Origin of the sequence: Streptomyces sp. NPDC046860 (assembly GCF_040645115.1) — a bacterium.
In the GTDB taxonomy this organism is placed as follows: Bacteria; Actinomycetota; Actinomycetes; order Streptomycetales; family Streptomycetaceae; genus Streptomyces.
In genome coordinates this window covers 73,390-87,830 of sequence record NZ_JBEYXQ010000012.1, presented here as the reverse complement: position 1 = coordinate 87,830, position 14,441 = coordinate 73,390, and the positions used below count along the sequence as shown (strand labels likewise).

At 73.7% G+C, this 14,441-nt stretch carries 11 protein-coding genes; 3 read left to right on the top strand and 8 right to left on the bottom strand.

Translation table 11 applies throughout. The features are described 5' to 3' along the window. Positions 1-33 precede the first annotated feature (33 nt). Entirely contained in the window at positions 34-912 is an 879-nt protein-coding gene (locus ABZ898_RS19035) for a hypothetical protein (RefSeq protein ID WP_361659786.1), read from the top strand. Positions 913-915: 3 nt separating this feature from the next. On the opposite strand, the gene ABZ898_RS19030 is transcribed toward ABZ898_RS19035, so the two are convergent. Next, positions 916-1,473, bottom strand: coding sequence for a hypothetical protein (locus ABZ898_RS19030; protein WP_361659784.1), 558 nt, complete (start codon positions 1,471-1,473; stop codon positions 916-918). A gap of 145 nt (positions 1,474-1,618) precedes the next feature. Between ABZ898_RS19030 and ABZ898_RS19025 the strand changes: the two genes are divergently transcribed. Both ABZ898_RS19025 and ABZ898_RS19020 read left to right on the top strand, forming a co-directional pair. Next, positions 1,619-2,392 (top strand): IclR family transcriptional regulator, encoded by a 774-nt coding sequence (locus ABZ898_RS19025; RefSeq protein ID WP_361659781.1) that lies wholly within the window; start codon positions 1,619-1,621, stop codon positions 2,390-2,392. Then, positions 2,389-3,234, top strand: a complete 846-nt coding sequence (locus ABZ898_RS19020; protein ID WP_361659778.1) for an SMP-30/gluconolactonase/LRE family protein — start codon at positions 2,389-2,391, stop codon at positions 3,232-3,234. The genes ABZ898_RS19025 and ABZ898_RS19020 overlap by 4 nt, the downstream gene beginning before the upstream one ends. Here ABZ898_RS19020 and ABZ898_RS19015 read toward each other — a convergent pair. From ABZ898_RS19015 to mmsA, 7 genes are all read right to left on the bottom strand, one after another. After that, a complete protein-coding gene (locus tag ABZ898_RS19015; RefSeq protein WP_361659775.1) occupies positions 3,231-4,625 on the bottom strand; it encodes an FAD-dependent monooxygenase in 1,395 nt (464 codons plus the stop codon). The two genes, ABZ898_RS19020 and ABZ898_RS19015, sit on opposite strands and share 4 nt — an antisense overlap. Further along, positions 4,618-5,835, bottom strand: a complete 1,218-nt coding sequence (locus ABZ898_RS19010; protein ID WP_361659773.1) for an MAB_1171c family putative transporter — start codon at positions 5,833-5,835, stop codon at positions 4,618-4,620. Before ABZ898_RS19010 ends, ABZ898_RS19015 begins: the two co-directional genes overlap by 8 nt. Before the next feature lie 11 nt (positions 5,836-5,846). Then, positions 5,847-6,443, bottom strand: a complete 597-nt coding sequence (locus ABZ898_RS19005) for a toxin-antitoxin system, toxin component family protein (protein WP_361659770.1) — start codon at positions 6,441-6,443, stop codon at positions 5,847-5,849. A gap of 124 nt (positions 6,444-6,567) precedes the next feature. Continuing rightward, positions 6,568-9,537 carry a beta-galactosidase gene (locus ABZ898_RS19000; protein WP_361659767.1) on the bottom strand — a complete coding sequence of 990 codons (2,970 nt, stop codon included), beginning with the start codon at positions 9,535-9,537 and terminating at the stop codon, positions 6,568-6,570. A 247-nt stretch (positions 9,538-9,784) separates the two neighbouring features. Beyond that, entirely contained in the window at positions 9,785-11,548 is a 1,764-nt protein-coding gene (locus ABZ898_RS18995; protein WP_361659764.1) for an aminotransferase class I/II-fold pyridoxal phosphate-dependent enzyme, read from the bottom strand. Between the two features lie 118 nt (positions 11,549-11,666). Then, positions 11,667-12,899, bottom strand: coding sequence for a multiple monosaccharide ABC transporter permease (gene mmsB / locus ABZ898_RS18990; protein WP_361659761.1), 1,233 nt, complete (start codon positions 12,897-12,899; stop codon positions 11,667-11,669). Then, positions 12,896-14,425: a multiple monosaccharide ABC transporter ATP-binding protein gene (gene mmsA, locus ABZ898_RS18985; protein WP_361660109.1), complete on the bottom strand. Its 1,530-nt coding sequence runs from the start codon at positions 14,423-14,425 to the stop codon at positions 12,896-12,898. The genes mmsB and mmsA overlap by 4 nt, the downstream gene beginning before the upstream one ends. Between the last annotated feature and the right edge of the window lie 16 nt (positions 14,426-14,441).

Below are 14,441 nucleotides of genomic sequence, written 5' to 3'. Positions count from 1 at the left end.
ACCGAGCCGACGCAGACGACCAGGGAGCCCGCCGTGCCGCGTATCGCCCTCGCCACCTACGACCCCGGCACCGAGCCCAGCAAGGACCCCGATCTGGCCGGTCTGGTCGCGGAGTTGCGGGCGGCGGGCGCCGACGCGGAGGCCCCGTTCTGGGACGACCCGGACGCCGACTGGGCCGCCTACGACCTCGTCCTCATCCGCTCCACCTGGGACTACGCCTGGCGCACCACCGAGTTCCTGGCCTGGGCGGACCGGGTCGACGCGCTGACCCGGCTGCTCAACCCGGTGGACGTGGTGCACTGGAACGTCGACAAGCGCTACCTCGGGGAACTGGCCGACGCGGGCGTGCCGACCGTCCCCACCCGCTACCTCCCGCCCGGCGCCGAAGCGGACCTGCCCACCGGGCACGAGTACGTGATCAAGCCCGCCTCGGGCGCGGGAGCCCGGTACGCGGCCCGGTACACCCCCGAGGAACGAGAGCTGGCAGTACGGCAGTTGGTGCACATGCACGCCGAGGGGCTGACCGCGATGGTGCAGCCGTACATGCGGAGCGTCGACCGGCATGGCGAGCGGGCGCTGCACTTCTTCGGCGGGCGCCTGCTGCACGCCAGCCGCAAGGGTGCCGTCCTCGCCTCCGGCACGCCCTTCGACGCCGTCAAGACCGCGCATCCGAGGCTGGAGAAGTGGCAGCCCACCGCCACCGAACTGGCCGTGGCCGAGCGGGCGTTGGCGGCGGTGCCCGGCGGTGCCGAGCGGCTGTTCTACGGCCGGGTCGACCTCGTCGACGGCGATGACGGGGAGCCCTGCGTGCTGGAGCTGGAGCTCATGGAGCCCCACCTCTTCCTCGAACTGCACCCGGAGTCCCGGCCTCGCGTCGCGCAGTTCATCATCGAGGCAGCCAAGGGCAGTTGAGGATCAGTCCCGCAGCGCCGTCCGCTGGAGCAGGCCCCACGTGAACTCGGCGGCCATCTCGTGCCGTATCCCGTCCCGGTTCGGCGCGGTGAAGGCGAGCGCCTGGCGGCTCGGGGCGGTGCCCTGGATCGGGCGGGCCGGGGCGAAGGCGGCGGCCACCTCCTCCAGCGTGCAGGACCACGGGGTGAGGTCCTCCAGCGTGCGCAGCTCGGGAGCCGGGGCGTCCGGGGCGCGCACCAGCCACTCGTTCCACACCGCCCCGCCCTGCCCGACCAGTACCTCGAAGCGCAGGTCCGGCCAGAGGGGCAGCTTCCACCGCCATGCCTCGCACTTCAGGTCGCCGACCCGGCGCGGTTCCACCGACTCCGGCTCGCCCAGCACCGCGCGATAGCGGGTGGCGGCCGCCCGTGACCTGGGCGAACGGGCCATCGCCTGCCAGCGCTTGTTCGCCTCCCGCATCTCGGTGGCGGAGGCGCCGAGCCGCCTGCGGGCGTCCTCGGCCAGCTCCGGGTTGTGGTCGGCCATGCGGCGCAGAAGTACCAGGGAGAAGTCGAGAGCCATGCGCCCCATGGTGCCCGGCGCGCGGCCGACCGTTGCCCGCGCGACCCGCGCTGACTAGCCTGTGTTCGCCCCACCGGCCGACGGTCGGGGTATCGAACACGGGTGGCGGACCGCCGCGGCCCGGACGCAGGCAAGGAGGCCGGACGTGGGACGCCTCGTGCCCGCCGTGACGCGGGCCCTCGACATCCTGGAACTCTTCCTCGACGGGGACGGCACGCTCTCCGCGCCCGACATCGTGCGCAGACTCGGCCTCCCGCGCACCACCGTGCACGAGCTGGTCACCACCCTGGCCGCCCGCTCCTACCTGGTGCAGGTGCCCGGGCAGCCCGGCCGGTACCGGCTCGGCGTGCGCCCCTACCAGCTCGGCAGCCGTTACGCCGAGCAGCTCGATCTCGCCGCCGAGGGCCGGGAGGTGGCCCGCTCCGTCGCCGAGACCTGTGACGAGACGGTCCATGTGGCGCTGCTGGAGGACACCGACGTCATCTACGTCGCCAAGGTCGACTCCACGCACGCCGTCCGCATGGTCTCGGCGGCCGGGCGCAGGCTGCCCGCGCACTGCACCGCGGTCGGCAAGATGCTGCTGGCCTCGCTGCCCGAGGCGGAGCTGGCCGCACGGGTGCCGGACGGCGCCGAGCTGGCCGCGATGACCCCTCACTCCCTCACCGATCCCGGCCGCCTGCGCGACGCCCTCGCGGAGATCCGGCGCCGGGGCGTCGCGGTGGAGCGCCGGGAGTCCAACCCGGACGTGAGCTGCGTGGCCGCCCCGGTCCGCGACCGCACCGGGCGGGTCGTCGCCGCCCTTTCCATCTCCGTGCCCACGGTCCGCTGGAGCGAGGAACGCCGCACCGAACTGGAGGCGCTCGCCGTCCGGGGCGCCGCCGAACTCTCCGGTCGGCTCGGCCACCGGGAGGCGGCGTGAGCGGCTACGAGGTCGCCGTCGCGGCGCGGGCCGAGCTGGGCGAGGGCCCGACCTGGGACCCCGCCACCGGCCGGCTGCTGTGGGTGGACGTGCTGGCGAGCCGCGTGCACACCTACGACCCCGCCACCGGCCGCCGCACGGTCCGCGCCACCGGCCAGCACGTCGGCGCGGCCAAGCCCCGCGCCCGCGGCGGCCTGGTGCTCAACCTCCGTGACGGCGTCGGACTCCTCGACCCCGACGGTGCCTTCCGCTGGCTGCACCGCGACCCGGTGCCGGACCGCCGCGCCAACGACGCCGCCGTCGCCCCCGACGGCTCCCTCTGGGCCGGCACCATGCGCTACGACGAGGCCACCGGCGGCGGCACCCTGACCCGGCTGACCGGCGACGGCACCGCCGACCCGGTCCTCACCGACGTCACCGTGAGCAACGGCATCGGCTGGAGCCCGGACGGCACGCGGATGTACTACGTCGACAGCCCCACCCGGCGCGTCGACGTCTTCGACCTCGACGGCGGGAGCGTCACTGACAGGCGCCCCCTGGCGGTCATCGAGGAGGGCGCGGGCTTCCCGGACGGGCTGACGGTCGACGCGGCCGGCTGTGTCTGGGTGGCCCTGTGGGACGGCGGAGCGGTCCGCCGCTACACGCCCTCCGGCACGCTGGACCGGGAGATCCGGCTCCCCGTCCCGCGCACCACCGCCTGCGCCTTCGGCGGCCCCGGTCTGACCGACCTGTACGTCACCACCGCCCGCGTCGGCCTCACCGCCCCCACGCCCCTCGCGGGATCGGTGCTGGTGGTTCCGGGCGCGGGCGAGGGACTGCCGCAACCGCCCTTCAAGGGCTAGTCGATCCCCGCCGCCTTCCGCTCCCCGGCCGTCAGCGGCGGTCCGGGCAGCGGCGGGTGCAGCGGGCCCACGGCGGCCGCCAGCAGCATGCGCGGGGCGAGCAGCGCCTCCGCGCCCGCCTCCAGCGAGGTGACGTCGGTGACCCGGCGGGCCACCCGGCCGTTGCCGGTGGCGGTCAGCAGCAGCCGGCCGACGTACGCGGCGACCATCCGCTCCCGGACCGTGGGCCCGGTCGGGGTGGCGCCGGGGTAGAACACGTCGGCGCCGATCGCCAGGTCCCAGGCGGTCCGCACCGTACGGCCCACCGCCTTCTGCGCCTGCCGGGCCAGCCCCGGCGTACCGAGACCGCCCCGCCCGAGGACCGTGTCCCGCAGGGCCACGGCCGACCGCGCAGCCACCGACATGCCGTGCCCGTACACCGGGTTGAGGGCGCACAGCGCGTCGCCCATGACCACGAGCCCGTCCGGCCAGCGGCGCGAACGCTCGTGGAAGAAGCGCCGGTTGGCGGTCGTACGGGTGACCGTGACGCCGGTCAGCGGCTCGGCCCGGCGCAGCAGCTCACCGATCAGCGGATGCGGCAGCCCCTCACGCGCGTACCGGAGGAACTCCTCCCCGGTGGACGGCGGTTCGTCCGTGCGGGCGCAGATCAGGGTGACCAGCCACTTGCCGTCCTCCACCGGCAGCAGCACCCCGCCGTGCCCGAGACGCGCACCCTCCTGTCCGGGCTCGATGTTGACCACCGGGAAGCCCTCCCGCGCTCCCTCGGGCGCCCGGAACAGCCGGCTGGCGTACGTCAGCCCCGAGTCGACCTCCCGGCGCTCCGGTTCGGGTAGGCCCAGCCGCGTCAGCCAGTGGGCGGCGCGGGAGCCGCGCCCGGTGGCGTCCACCACCAGATCGGCGTCCAGGGTGCGTTCGGTGCCTGCGGCGCGCACCCGTACCCCGGTCACCGCGCGGGCGGTGCCGGTCAGGGCGAGGGCCTCGGTGCGGTCCAGCAGCTCGATCGCGCCGTCCGCCCGCACCAGGTCCCGGACCACCCGGTCCAGCAGGTCCCGCCCGGCCGGGAGCATGAACGCCGACTCCGGCCAGCGCCGGTACCAGCCGTGTGCCGACAGCGCGACCATGTCCGTGGTCACCGGCACCCGGCGCACCCCGGCCGCGGCCAGCGCGGCCCGCGCCCCCGGCAGCAGTTCCTCCAGCGCGCGGGCGCCGCCCGACCACAGCTGGTGGACGTGGCGCGCCTGCGGCAGCCCCTTGCGCGGCTCGGCCCCCGAGGGCAGCAGGTCCCGCTCCACCACCGTGACGCGGGCCCCCGCCGAGGCCAGGGCACGGGCCGCGAGGAGCCCGGCCAGGGAGCCGCCGAGCACGACGGCGGTGGGCTTCAGTTCACTCATGTACGGCAACGCTCTCTGCTGGGTCGGCGGCCGCACGGGCACGGACCGCCGCGATGTCGTCGGGACGCCGGAGGACTCGGGAGACGGCCCCGATCTCCTGGAGCAGGTTGGTGGTGTCCGGCGCGGCCGCCGTGCCGGACGGCTCGGGCGTACGGGCCTTGGCCTCGACCGCGTCCAGGATGGTCACCGCCGAGGCCAGCGCGCTCGCCCGTCCGGGCGCGTGGCCGAGGTCCAGCGCGGCCTCGTACGCCCGGGCGCCGAGCGCGGTGTCGACGTGCCGGGCCAGCGGCAGCAGCACGTCCCGGATGAACGTCTCGCGCCGGGTCAGCCGCAGCTCCGGCGTCGCCCGCAGCACGAACGGCACGCCCTCCCCGGCCGAGGTCCGCATCAGCACGTACAGCGGGCGCAGTTGGCGGTGCGCGAGGCGGACCCGCCAGCGGTCGCTCGCGTACTGGCCGGCGTGCGGCAGGATGAAGCCGACCGCGATCAGGATGGCGGACAGCGCGGCGACCGGCGGCGCGAGGTCGGTGCTCAGCCAGTCCAGGTCCCGCCCCGCCCAGCGCGCGCCGACGGCGGCCAGCTTGACCGCGTCGAAGATCAGGTTGAGGACGTAGCCCGCGCTCAGCAGCTTCAGCCCCCAGCGCAGCCAGGCGTCCAGCCCCTCGGCGCGCACCCAGTTCCACAGCAGCCGCGAGGTGATCAGGCAGGCCAGGGCGTGCGCGCAGAGGTAGAGCAGGATCTCCTCGCGCATGAACGGCGTGGTGGCGTAGTAGGTGTCCAGATCCCGCAGCCGCTCCACCGGCACGTCGGCGAGCCAGAACAGCACCCACAGGACGGCGATCACCCCGCTGTACACCGACACCACCCGGCGCCGGGCCCGGCGGGTGACGGCCGAGCGGTCGGCCGGGCCGTTGCGCCAGGTGATGATCAGCAGCAGGCAGGAGCCGCAGAACGCCGTGAGCAGCGAATAGCACCAGGGCGCCGAGATGTTGGGCACCCCGGCCAGCCGGTTCACCCGGGCGATGGTGGACGGCGAGCAGAACACGAAGACGGCGCAGGCCAGCAGCAGCAGGCCGCCGACCGCGCGCAGCAGCGGGTCCCGCCAGAGCCGGATGATGGTGGGCAGCTTGATCACCAGCGCGATGCCCAGCACCGCCGTCGGTATCCAGAAGGAGATGGAGAAGTCCCGCAGGGTGGCCGCGGGTTCCATGACCGGTGGACTCACCGCGCGGACCCGCCGCGGCCGCGGTAGCCGAGGGAACGTTGCACGGGGTCCAGAGGCCCGGCCGCGCGCCCGAGCCGGGAACGGAACAGGGTGGCCAGGCGGTGCCCGAAGTCCTCGGCGGCGGCCTCGTCGGCCTCACGGGAACCGTCACGGGCGGCCACCGTCAGCGCGGTCCCCTCCCAGCCCGCGCCGTCCGCGAGGGCCAGGGTGGCCGGTACGAGCGGCGGATGGTGCCGGTGTCCCGCGTGCAGATGCCACAACTCGTGTCCCAGGATGACCAGTTGCTGTACGGCCTCGGCCCGCTCCTCCACGATGACCAGGTCGAAGTCCTGGAACTCCACCCACAGCCCCGTGACCTCGATCTCGTCCGGGAAGCGCTCGAACCGCAGCTCCACCCGCCGCCCGCCCCGCCGCGCGCTCATGGCCGCGCACAGGGCCCGGCACACCTCGCGCACACCGGTGGGCGGCGGCGACAACTGGTCTATTTCAGCGGCGAGTTCCCTGGCCAGTCCGCGCATGGCGTGTCCCGGCCGGGAGGGACGCAGCCGGGCGGCCAGCCTTACCGCTCGCGCCCGTGCGTCCGCGCTGACCATGTGCCGCCTCTCCTCCCGCCCGCCCGATGGCCGGACCGTCCGAGCGTACGCGCACGGGTGTGTCCACGTCATGCGGATCAGCGGCCCTCGTTCAACCGAGAACCACCCGTGCGCGCACCGGCGTTCAGCGGCCGGGGGAGGGGACCGCGGTCACCGGGACGCCGCCGGCGGCCGCGCCCAGCAGGGACAGGCTGACCTTGCCCGGCCCGGACAGCGTGGTGAACTCCGACAGCACCGCCAGCGCCAGTGTGTTGGTGCCCCGTGTGCGCAGGATGCCGTTCGGCAGCACGAAGGTGTGCTGCGGACCCACGTTGTTGATGTACTGCCCCATGTTCCAGCCGTTGAGGAAGATCTGCGCCCGGTAGGCCCGGTACGGATCGTCCTCCAGCCGCAGCCCCACCGAGGCGTCCACGTCGCCCGGCACCGACAGCCGGAACGTGGTGCGGTACCAGGTCACACCCTGCCGCCGCTCCTGTCTCGGGAAGGCGACCCGCTCCCAGTCCCGGTCGGGGAAGCCGGGCAGGTGCCAGCCCTCCCGCTCCCCGTACAGCCCGCCGGTGTTCAGCGGGCCGCGCACCGGGTCCGTGCCCCGCTCGCCCTGGAGCCGCCAGGACACCTTGGGCGCCGCGCCCCTGAAGGACACCGAGGTCAGCCCGCGGGCCGCCTTGTGGGTGTCGTCGCCCTTGCCGTCCTGGTCGTGCTGCATGCGCCGCACCAGCACCGACAGCACGTGGCGGCCGGGCGAGCGCAGCTCCGGGCGGACCGGGAACGCGGCCGTCGCCTCCCAGGTGCCCTTGCGGATCGTGGTCGTCTTGTCCGGCACCGGCAGCCGGTGGGTGCCCAGCGGCTCCCCGTCCAGCCAGGCCATCAACAGCCCCTGGGTGCCGGAACTGTAGGAGAGGGAGACCTCCTCCATCCCGGAACTCCCGCTGAACGCGCCCCGGTACCAGACGTCCCCGTAGTGGAAGCCGTAGTCGTCGGCGAACAGCACCGGGCCGCCCCGGGGAACCGGGGTGGTGCTGTGCAAGGAGGTCCGGTCGGCCCGGCGCCACGTGGAGTCGTCGAAGCCCGGCCCCGCCTCCGGGTTCTCGGTGCGCGCCCGCCAGCCGGTCAGCTCCGGGAGCTCCACCTCGGGCACGCCGGGCAGCGGGGCGGTCGTCATCAGGCTGCCGGACAGGGTGACCCGGGCCGGCACCCGGCGGCCGTTCCACACCAGGGTGTCGGCGCCGCGCGGACCCCACACCTCGATCACCGACGCGCCGTCCAGATCACCGGTCAGCCGTACCTCGGAGCCGTGCACCTCGGCGTGGCGCAGCAGCGAGGGGCCGTACACCACGAGGGTCCCGGAGGCGGTGTCGTGGGGGAAGATCCGCATCGAGGTCGCGTCGTCCGCGAAGAGCAGCACCAGCGGCGGCTCCGAGCCCTCCCCGCCGACCAGCACCCGGCTCAGCCCGGCCTGCCCGAGCGGGGCGCTGACGTGCAGCTCACCCAGCTCGTACGCCCAGCCGGCCTCCGGGTCCAGCCGGGTGACGACCGGCTCCCGCGGGCATGCGAGCACCAGGTCGGCCATGTCGCCCTTGCGGCCCGCGAACACCGCGACGTCCCGCCTGCCCGCCGTCACGCACATCACCGGCTGCGCGGTGCTGTGCTTCATCGTGCGCCTGCCGAGCCGCAGCCCGGTGGCCAGCATCCGGGCGTCGCGCGGGGGCACGGTGATCCGCAGCTTCCCCGCGTCGGTCGGCAGATCGGCGGTGACCGGCCCGGTGCCGTCGTTGCGGGTGACGTACACGTGCGCGCCGGTGTCCGGGTTGACCAGGTGGTAGACCTTCAGCCCGGCCACCTTCACCTCCGCCGCCCGGTCCAGCCGCGCGAAGTCCGGCATCCGCTGGAACAGATGGCCGAGCTGGTGCATCGGCGCCATCTTCGCGGTGACGTTGCGGGCCTCGTCGATGGCCGCGCCGTAGTCGTAGGAGGTGTAGACGACCGGCGCGGGAAGCCAGCCCCAGCTGGTGCCGCCGAAGGCCATGTAGACGTTGTGCAGGGTGAGGCCGTTGGCCAGGTTGGTCAGGTAGAAGCGGCGCTCGTAGGCCGAGTCGCGGGTGCGCCGCGCCTCCGCGTACCCCTTGCCGCCGAACCAGGCGCCGCCCCACGGGTCGAACCAGCCGCCCCCGAACTCCGGGGTGAAGCCGGGGGTGCGCGGGGAGGCGGTGGACCCGCCGGTCGGGCCGCCGGCACCGAACTTCCCCCAGTCCGGCGGGTTCTGGGACGGCGAGGGGTAGCCGTCGAAGCCGTACAGCCAGCCGCCCTCCTCCCCGCCGGTGTCGAAGGAGCCCGGCGTCCAGTAGCCGTTGCGGCCCTTGTCGTTGTGGAAGAGGGGCACGTCGATGCCGTCCGCCCGCACCTTCCGGTACAGGTGGGCCATGTACTCCCGGCCGGTCGCCTCGGTGACGTGGGAGTCGTACTCGTTCTCGATCTGGTAGAGCAGGACCGTGCCCCGCCCCTGGGTGAACAGGTGCCTGCGGGCGATCCGGTCGACCTGCGTCAGCCACTCGTCCACATGGCGCAGATAGCCGGGGTCGGCCGTGCGGGCGGTGCCCTCGGTGGTCGTCAGCCAGCCGGGGAAACCGCCGCCGTCGACCTCGGCGTTGATGTACGGGCCGGGGCGCAGGATGACGTACAGGCCCGTCTCGGCGGCCGTGCGCAGGAACAGGTCCAGGTCCCGCACGCCGGTGAAGTCGTAGGTGCCGGGCGCGGGGGAGTGGTAGTTCCAGGAGACGTACACGCTGACCGCGTTGAAGCCGTGCGCCCGCATCTTCTGGAGCACGTCCCGCCACAGGGACGGGCTCGGCAGCCGGAAGGGGTGCATCTCGCCCGACCACACCACCAGCCGCCGCCCGTCGACCAGCAGCGAGTACGGGTCGTACCCGATCGTGTGGCGGCGGCCGTCGGCGCGCGGCGGGGCGGGCGGGGGACCGGTGGGCACGCTCCGTGCCGCGAACGCCGAGGGCGCTCCCGGACCGCCGCTGCCGCCCATGGCGAAGCCGAGCGCGGCACAGCCGGTCAGGGCACTGAAAGTACGTCTGCTGAGCGCCAAGGAATCCTCCGGTCGACCCCATAACGAGCGTGGGTCCGGCCATTGTCCACGCCCCGTCCGCCCGGGGCCGACCCAAGGGGGCCCCGCCGGGGGTGAATCACCCGGTACGGGGGGACGGCGGTCCGGTGAAGCGGGCGGGAACGGGACGGCCCGCCCACCCGCGCGCCCGCCGGTGTTGGCACGGCGCGTTGCCCGGCGGGGCGGCCGCGCGCCCCCGGTGAAGTGGTGGGGATCGGAGGGCCTCTCCCTAACCCATCTGGCCCACCGGGGCCGCGCCCGCCGCGTTCGGCCAGCTCTGCGCGTTGGGCCAGCCGGTCGCGCCCGCCGGGGCCAGGCCCGGCGTGGCGGGGGCGGGCGTGGCGGGGGCGGGCGGGGGCGCGGTCATCCCGCGCACCTGGGCGGCCGTCAGACCGCCGCGCGCGGGGACGCCGGGCGGGGTGGGGCCGAGCGCGGCGGCGGGCGCGGGAACGGGTGCGGCCATGGGCGCGGGGGCGGCGGCCGCGGCGGCCGGCGCCTGTGCCGGGTAGGGGGAGGCCGGGGCGGGCGCGGGCGGCGGTGCCATGGCGGCGGCGGGCGCCATGGGCGCCGGCTGCGGCGGCGGGGCGGGGGCCCGCTGCGGCACCGGCTGCTGCGGCACCTGCCGCGGGGGCGCCACGGGGGACGCGGGGCCCGGCTGGGCCGCCGGTACCTGCATCCCGCCGCCCGGTGGGGGCGTGGCGGCGGGGAGCGGCATGCCGGTACCGGCGGCCAGGGCGGCGGCGATCACGGGCGAGCCGGAGGCGGCCGGCGGGGCCAGCCTCGCTCCGGCGCCGTTGGTCTCGCCGACCAGCCGGTCCACCGCCGCCGTGCCCGAGCTGTAGCTGGTCCCGGCGCCCAGCTCGGGTACGGCGGCTTCCTTCCTGGGCTCGTAGAGCACCTGCTCCAGACCGGCCACCAGACGGCGGACGTCGGTCTCGGGGCGCACCACGAGCCGCAGGAAGCGGCTGGACGAACCGATCTTGTTCCCGCACTCGCGGACGAGAATCCGGTGCTCGGTGAGCAGCCGGTCGCGGACCACGGTGCCCTCGGCGCCGAGCGGGAGGCGCACGAAGAGGAAGTTGCCCTGCGAGGGGTAGACCGTCAGCCCCGGCAGCGCGGACAGCTGGCTGGCCATCTCCAGCCGGTCGCGCCGCACCTGGAGCAGGCTCTGCGCGTACTCGGTGCCGTGCTCCTTGAGCATGAACACCACGTGCTCGGCGAAGGAGTTGAGGTTCCACTTGGGCAGCATCGAGCGGACCTTGTTCGCCAGGCCCGGATTGGCCACCAGATAGCCGAAACGGATGCCGTGCAGGCCGAAGTTCTTGCCGAGGCTGCGCAGCACGATCACGTTGGGTCTGAGCATCGCCTCCTGCACCACGCTCGGCTCCGCCTCGGCGTCGGCGAACTCCAGGAACGACTCGTCGATCACCACCAGGTCCAGGTCGGCCATCGCGTCCATGAACTGCACCACCGACTGCCGGGGCACGAAGCCGCCGTCGGGGTTGTTCGGGTTGCAGATGACCGCCACCCGCGTGCCCCGCGCCCGGATGAACTCCGCGTACCGGCCGAGGTCGAGGGCGAAGCCGTTGGCCTCAGGCAGCGGGAACATGTCGACCCGTTTGCCGGTCTCCATGGGCTGGTCGGTCCAGCGGCCGAAGGTGGGCACGGGCACCGCGAGGGACTCGCGGACCAGCAGATGGTCGATCCAGGTGATCAGCTCGGTCGAGCCGTTGCCCATCGCCACGCACTGCGGGGGGAGCTGGAGCAGCCGGCACAGCTCGGCCGTGATGGTGTCGGCGCCGCTCGGGTAGTACGTGATGATCTCCCGCAGCCCGGACGCCATCTCCTCGAACATGGCCGGGGTCGGGAAGTAGGGGTTGCACGGGATGCAGAAGTCCACCGGGCCCGTACCGTCGCTCTCCCGCGCCAGCGCCGCCATCGAAGGGCTGTGCGCGGCGGTGCTGCGGAACAACGAGGTGACGTTGTCGGGCAAGGGGACCTCCGTGGACGGGTGGCCCGCGCGGGGGACGCGGGCCATCCATGCATACGGAGGACTCCGGGGTGGTGTTCAACTCGCCCCGCATGTGAGTCACTTCACTCGCGGGCGGGCCTCACGCGCCCGACCTGCGCTTGTTCCACACATCGAAGCCGACGGCCAGCAGCAGCGCGAGCCCCTTGATGACCTGCTGCCAGTCGGTGCCGACGCTCAGCAGGTTCATGCCGTTGTTCAGCACGCCGAGGACGAGCCCGCCGATGATGGCGCCCAGGACCGTGCCGACCCCGCCGCTCATGGAGGCGCCGCCGATGAACGACGAGGCAATGGCCTCCAGTTCGAAGTTGACGCCCGCCTTCGGCGAGGCCGCGTTCAGCCGGGCGGCGACCACGAGTCCGGCCAGCGCCGCGAGGACGCCCATGTTCAGGAAGACCAGGAAGGTGACCTTCTTGTCCTTCACCCCGGACAGCTTCGCCGCGGGCAGGTTGCCGCCGATCGCGTACACATGGCGTCCGAAGACCGCGTTGCGCATGACGTAGCCGTAGCCGACGACCAGCGCGCCGAGGAGGATCAGGATGATCGGGGCGCCCTTGTAGCTGGCGAGCAGCAGGGTCAGGGCGAGGACCGCGGCGACGAGCGCGGCCAGCTTCAGCGCGAACAGCCTCAGCGGCGGCACCAGGAGCGCGAACTCCCGCTGCCGGCGCCGCCCCTGGACCTCCTGCCAGACCACGGCCGCGATCAGCGCGAGGCCCAGCAGCAGGGTCGGGTTGTGGTAGTCGGTGTCGGGGCCGAACGCGGGCAGGAAGCCGTTGCCGATCTTCTGGAGCCCCTCCGGGAACGGCCCCAGGGTCTGCCCCTTCAGCAGGATCTCGGTCAGCCCCCGGAACAGCAGCATCCCGGCGAGGGTCACGATGAACGACGGGATGCCCAGATAGGCGATCAGATACCCCTGCACCGCCCCTGCCGCCGCGCCCACCAGCAGACACAGCACCAGCGCCAGCGGCCAGGGCACGTCGTGCCGGACGCTCAGCACCGCCAGGAACGACCCCACGAAGGCGGTCAGCGAGCCCACCGACAGGTCGATGTGCCCCGAGATGATCACCATCATCATCCCGATCGCCAGCACCAGGATGTAGCTGTTCTGGAGCACCAGGTTGGACACGTTGCGCGGCAGCAGCAGGTCGCCGTCGGTCCACACCGCGAACAGGGCCACGATCAGGCCGAGCGCGATCACCATCCCGTACTGGCGCATGTTGCGGCGCAGGCCGTCCAGCATCAGCCTCAGCACACCCGGCCCGGCGGGCGGACCGTCGCGCTCCGGCGGGGCCGGGGCCGTCACGTCCGCGCTCATGGCGTCACCTCTTCGTCTCTGGTCATCAGGCGCATCAGCGCTTCCTGCGTGGCCCCGGCCCGCGGCACCTCGCCGGTCAGCCGCCCGGCGGCCATGGTGTAGATCCGGTCGCACATGCCGAGCAGCTCGGGCAGTTCGGAGGAGATGAAGACGACCGCCCGGCCCTCGGCCGCGAGCCGGCCGATCACGGTGTAGATCTCGTACTTGGCGCCCACGTCGATGCCCCGCGTCGGCTCGTCCAGGATCAGCACGTCCGGGTCCGCGTAGATCCACTTGCTGAGGACGACCTTCTGCTGGTTGCCGCCCGACAGCCGGCCGACCGGCTCCAGCACGGTCGGCGCCTTGATGTTCATGGCGGTGCGGAACCCCTCCGCCGCCCGCCGCTCGGCGTGCTCGTCCACGATCCCGCGCCGGGCCACCTTGCCGAGCGCGGTCAGCGAGATGTTGCGGTGCACGGTGTCGATGAGGTTGAGCCCGTAGTGCTTGCGGTCCTCGGTGACGTACGCGATCCCGTGCCCGACCGCCTCCGCCACGGTCCGGGTGCGGATCTCCCGGCCGTCCTTGAACACCGTGCCGCCCGCGTACCGGCCGTAGGACCGGCCGAACACGTTCATCGCCAGCTCGGTGCGGCCCGCGCCCATCAGCCCGGCGATGCCGACGATCTCGCCCCGGCGCACCTCGATGGACACGTCGTCGACGACCTTGCGCTGCCGGTCGATGGGATGCCGCACGGTCCAGCCGCGCACCTCCAGCGCCGGGGCCGCGCCCGCCTCCGCGTGGTGCGGCGGGCGTTCGGGGAAACGGTGGTCGAGGTCGCGGCCCACCATGCCCGCGATGATCCGTTCCTCGGTGGTCTCCGGCGCCCGCACGTCGAGGGTCTCCACCGAGCGGCCGTCGCGCAGCACGGTCACCGAGTCGGCGACCCGGCGGATCTCGTTCAGCTTGTGCGAGATCACGATGCAGGTGATGCCCTGGGCCTTCAGCTCCAGGATGAGATCCAGGAGTTTGCCGCTGTCCTCGTCGTTGAGGGCGGCGGTCGGCTCGTCCAGGATGAGCAGCCGTACCGACTTCGCCAGCGCCTTGGCGATCTCCACCAACTGTTGCTTGCCGACGCCGATGTCCGCGACCCGGGTCTCCGGATGCTCGTCCAGGCCGACCCGGCGCAGCAGCTTCGTGGCGTGCCGCAGGGTCTCCGTCCAGTCGATCAGACCGCGCCGGGCGTGCTCGTTGCCGAGGAACAGGTTCTCCGCGAGAGAGAGGTAGGGCACCAGCGCCAGCTCCTGGTGGATGATGACGATGCCCTGCCGCTCGCTGGCCCGGATGTCCCGGAACCGGCACTCCTCGCCCTCGAAGCGGACCTCGCCCTCGTAACTGCCGTGCGGATGGACCCCGGAGAGCACCTTCATCAGGGTGGACTTCCCGGCGCCGTTCTCCCCGCAGATGGCGTGCACCTCACCGGGCCGGACGGTCAGGGTGACGTCGGAGAGGGCCTTGACGCCGGGGAACGTCTTGACGATCGAGCGCATCTCGAGCACGGGGCCG

Coding starts and splice junctions, on each gene's coding strand:
- ABZ898_RS19030 (WP_361659784.1), bottom strand. CDS start 1,473: ATGGCTCTCGACTTCTCCCTGGTACTTCTGCGCCGCATGGCCGACCAC.
- ABZ898_RS19015 (WP_361659775.1), bottom strand. CDS start 4,625: ATGAGTGAACTGAAGCCCACCGCCGTCGTGCTCGGCGGCTCCCTGGCC.
- ABZ898_RS19010 (WP_361659773.1), bottom strand. CDS start 5,835: ATGGAACCCGCGGCCACCCTGCGGGACTTCTCCATCTCCTTCTGGATA.
- ABZ898_RS19005 (WP_361659770.1), bottom strand. CDS start 6,443: ATGGTCAGCGCGGACGCACGGGCGCGAGCGGTAAGGCTGGCCGCCCGG.
- mmsB (WP_361659761.1), bottom strand. CDS start 12,899: ATGAGCGCGGACGTGACGGCCCCGGCCCCGCCGGAGCGCGACGGTCCG.
- mmsA (WP_361660109.1), bottom strand. CDS start 14,425: ATGCGCTCGATCGTCAAGACGTTCCCCGGCGTCAAGGCCCTCTCCGAC.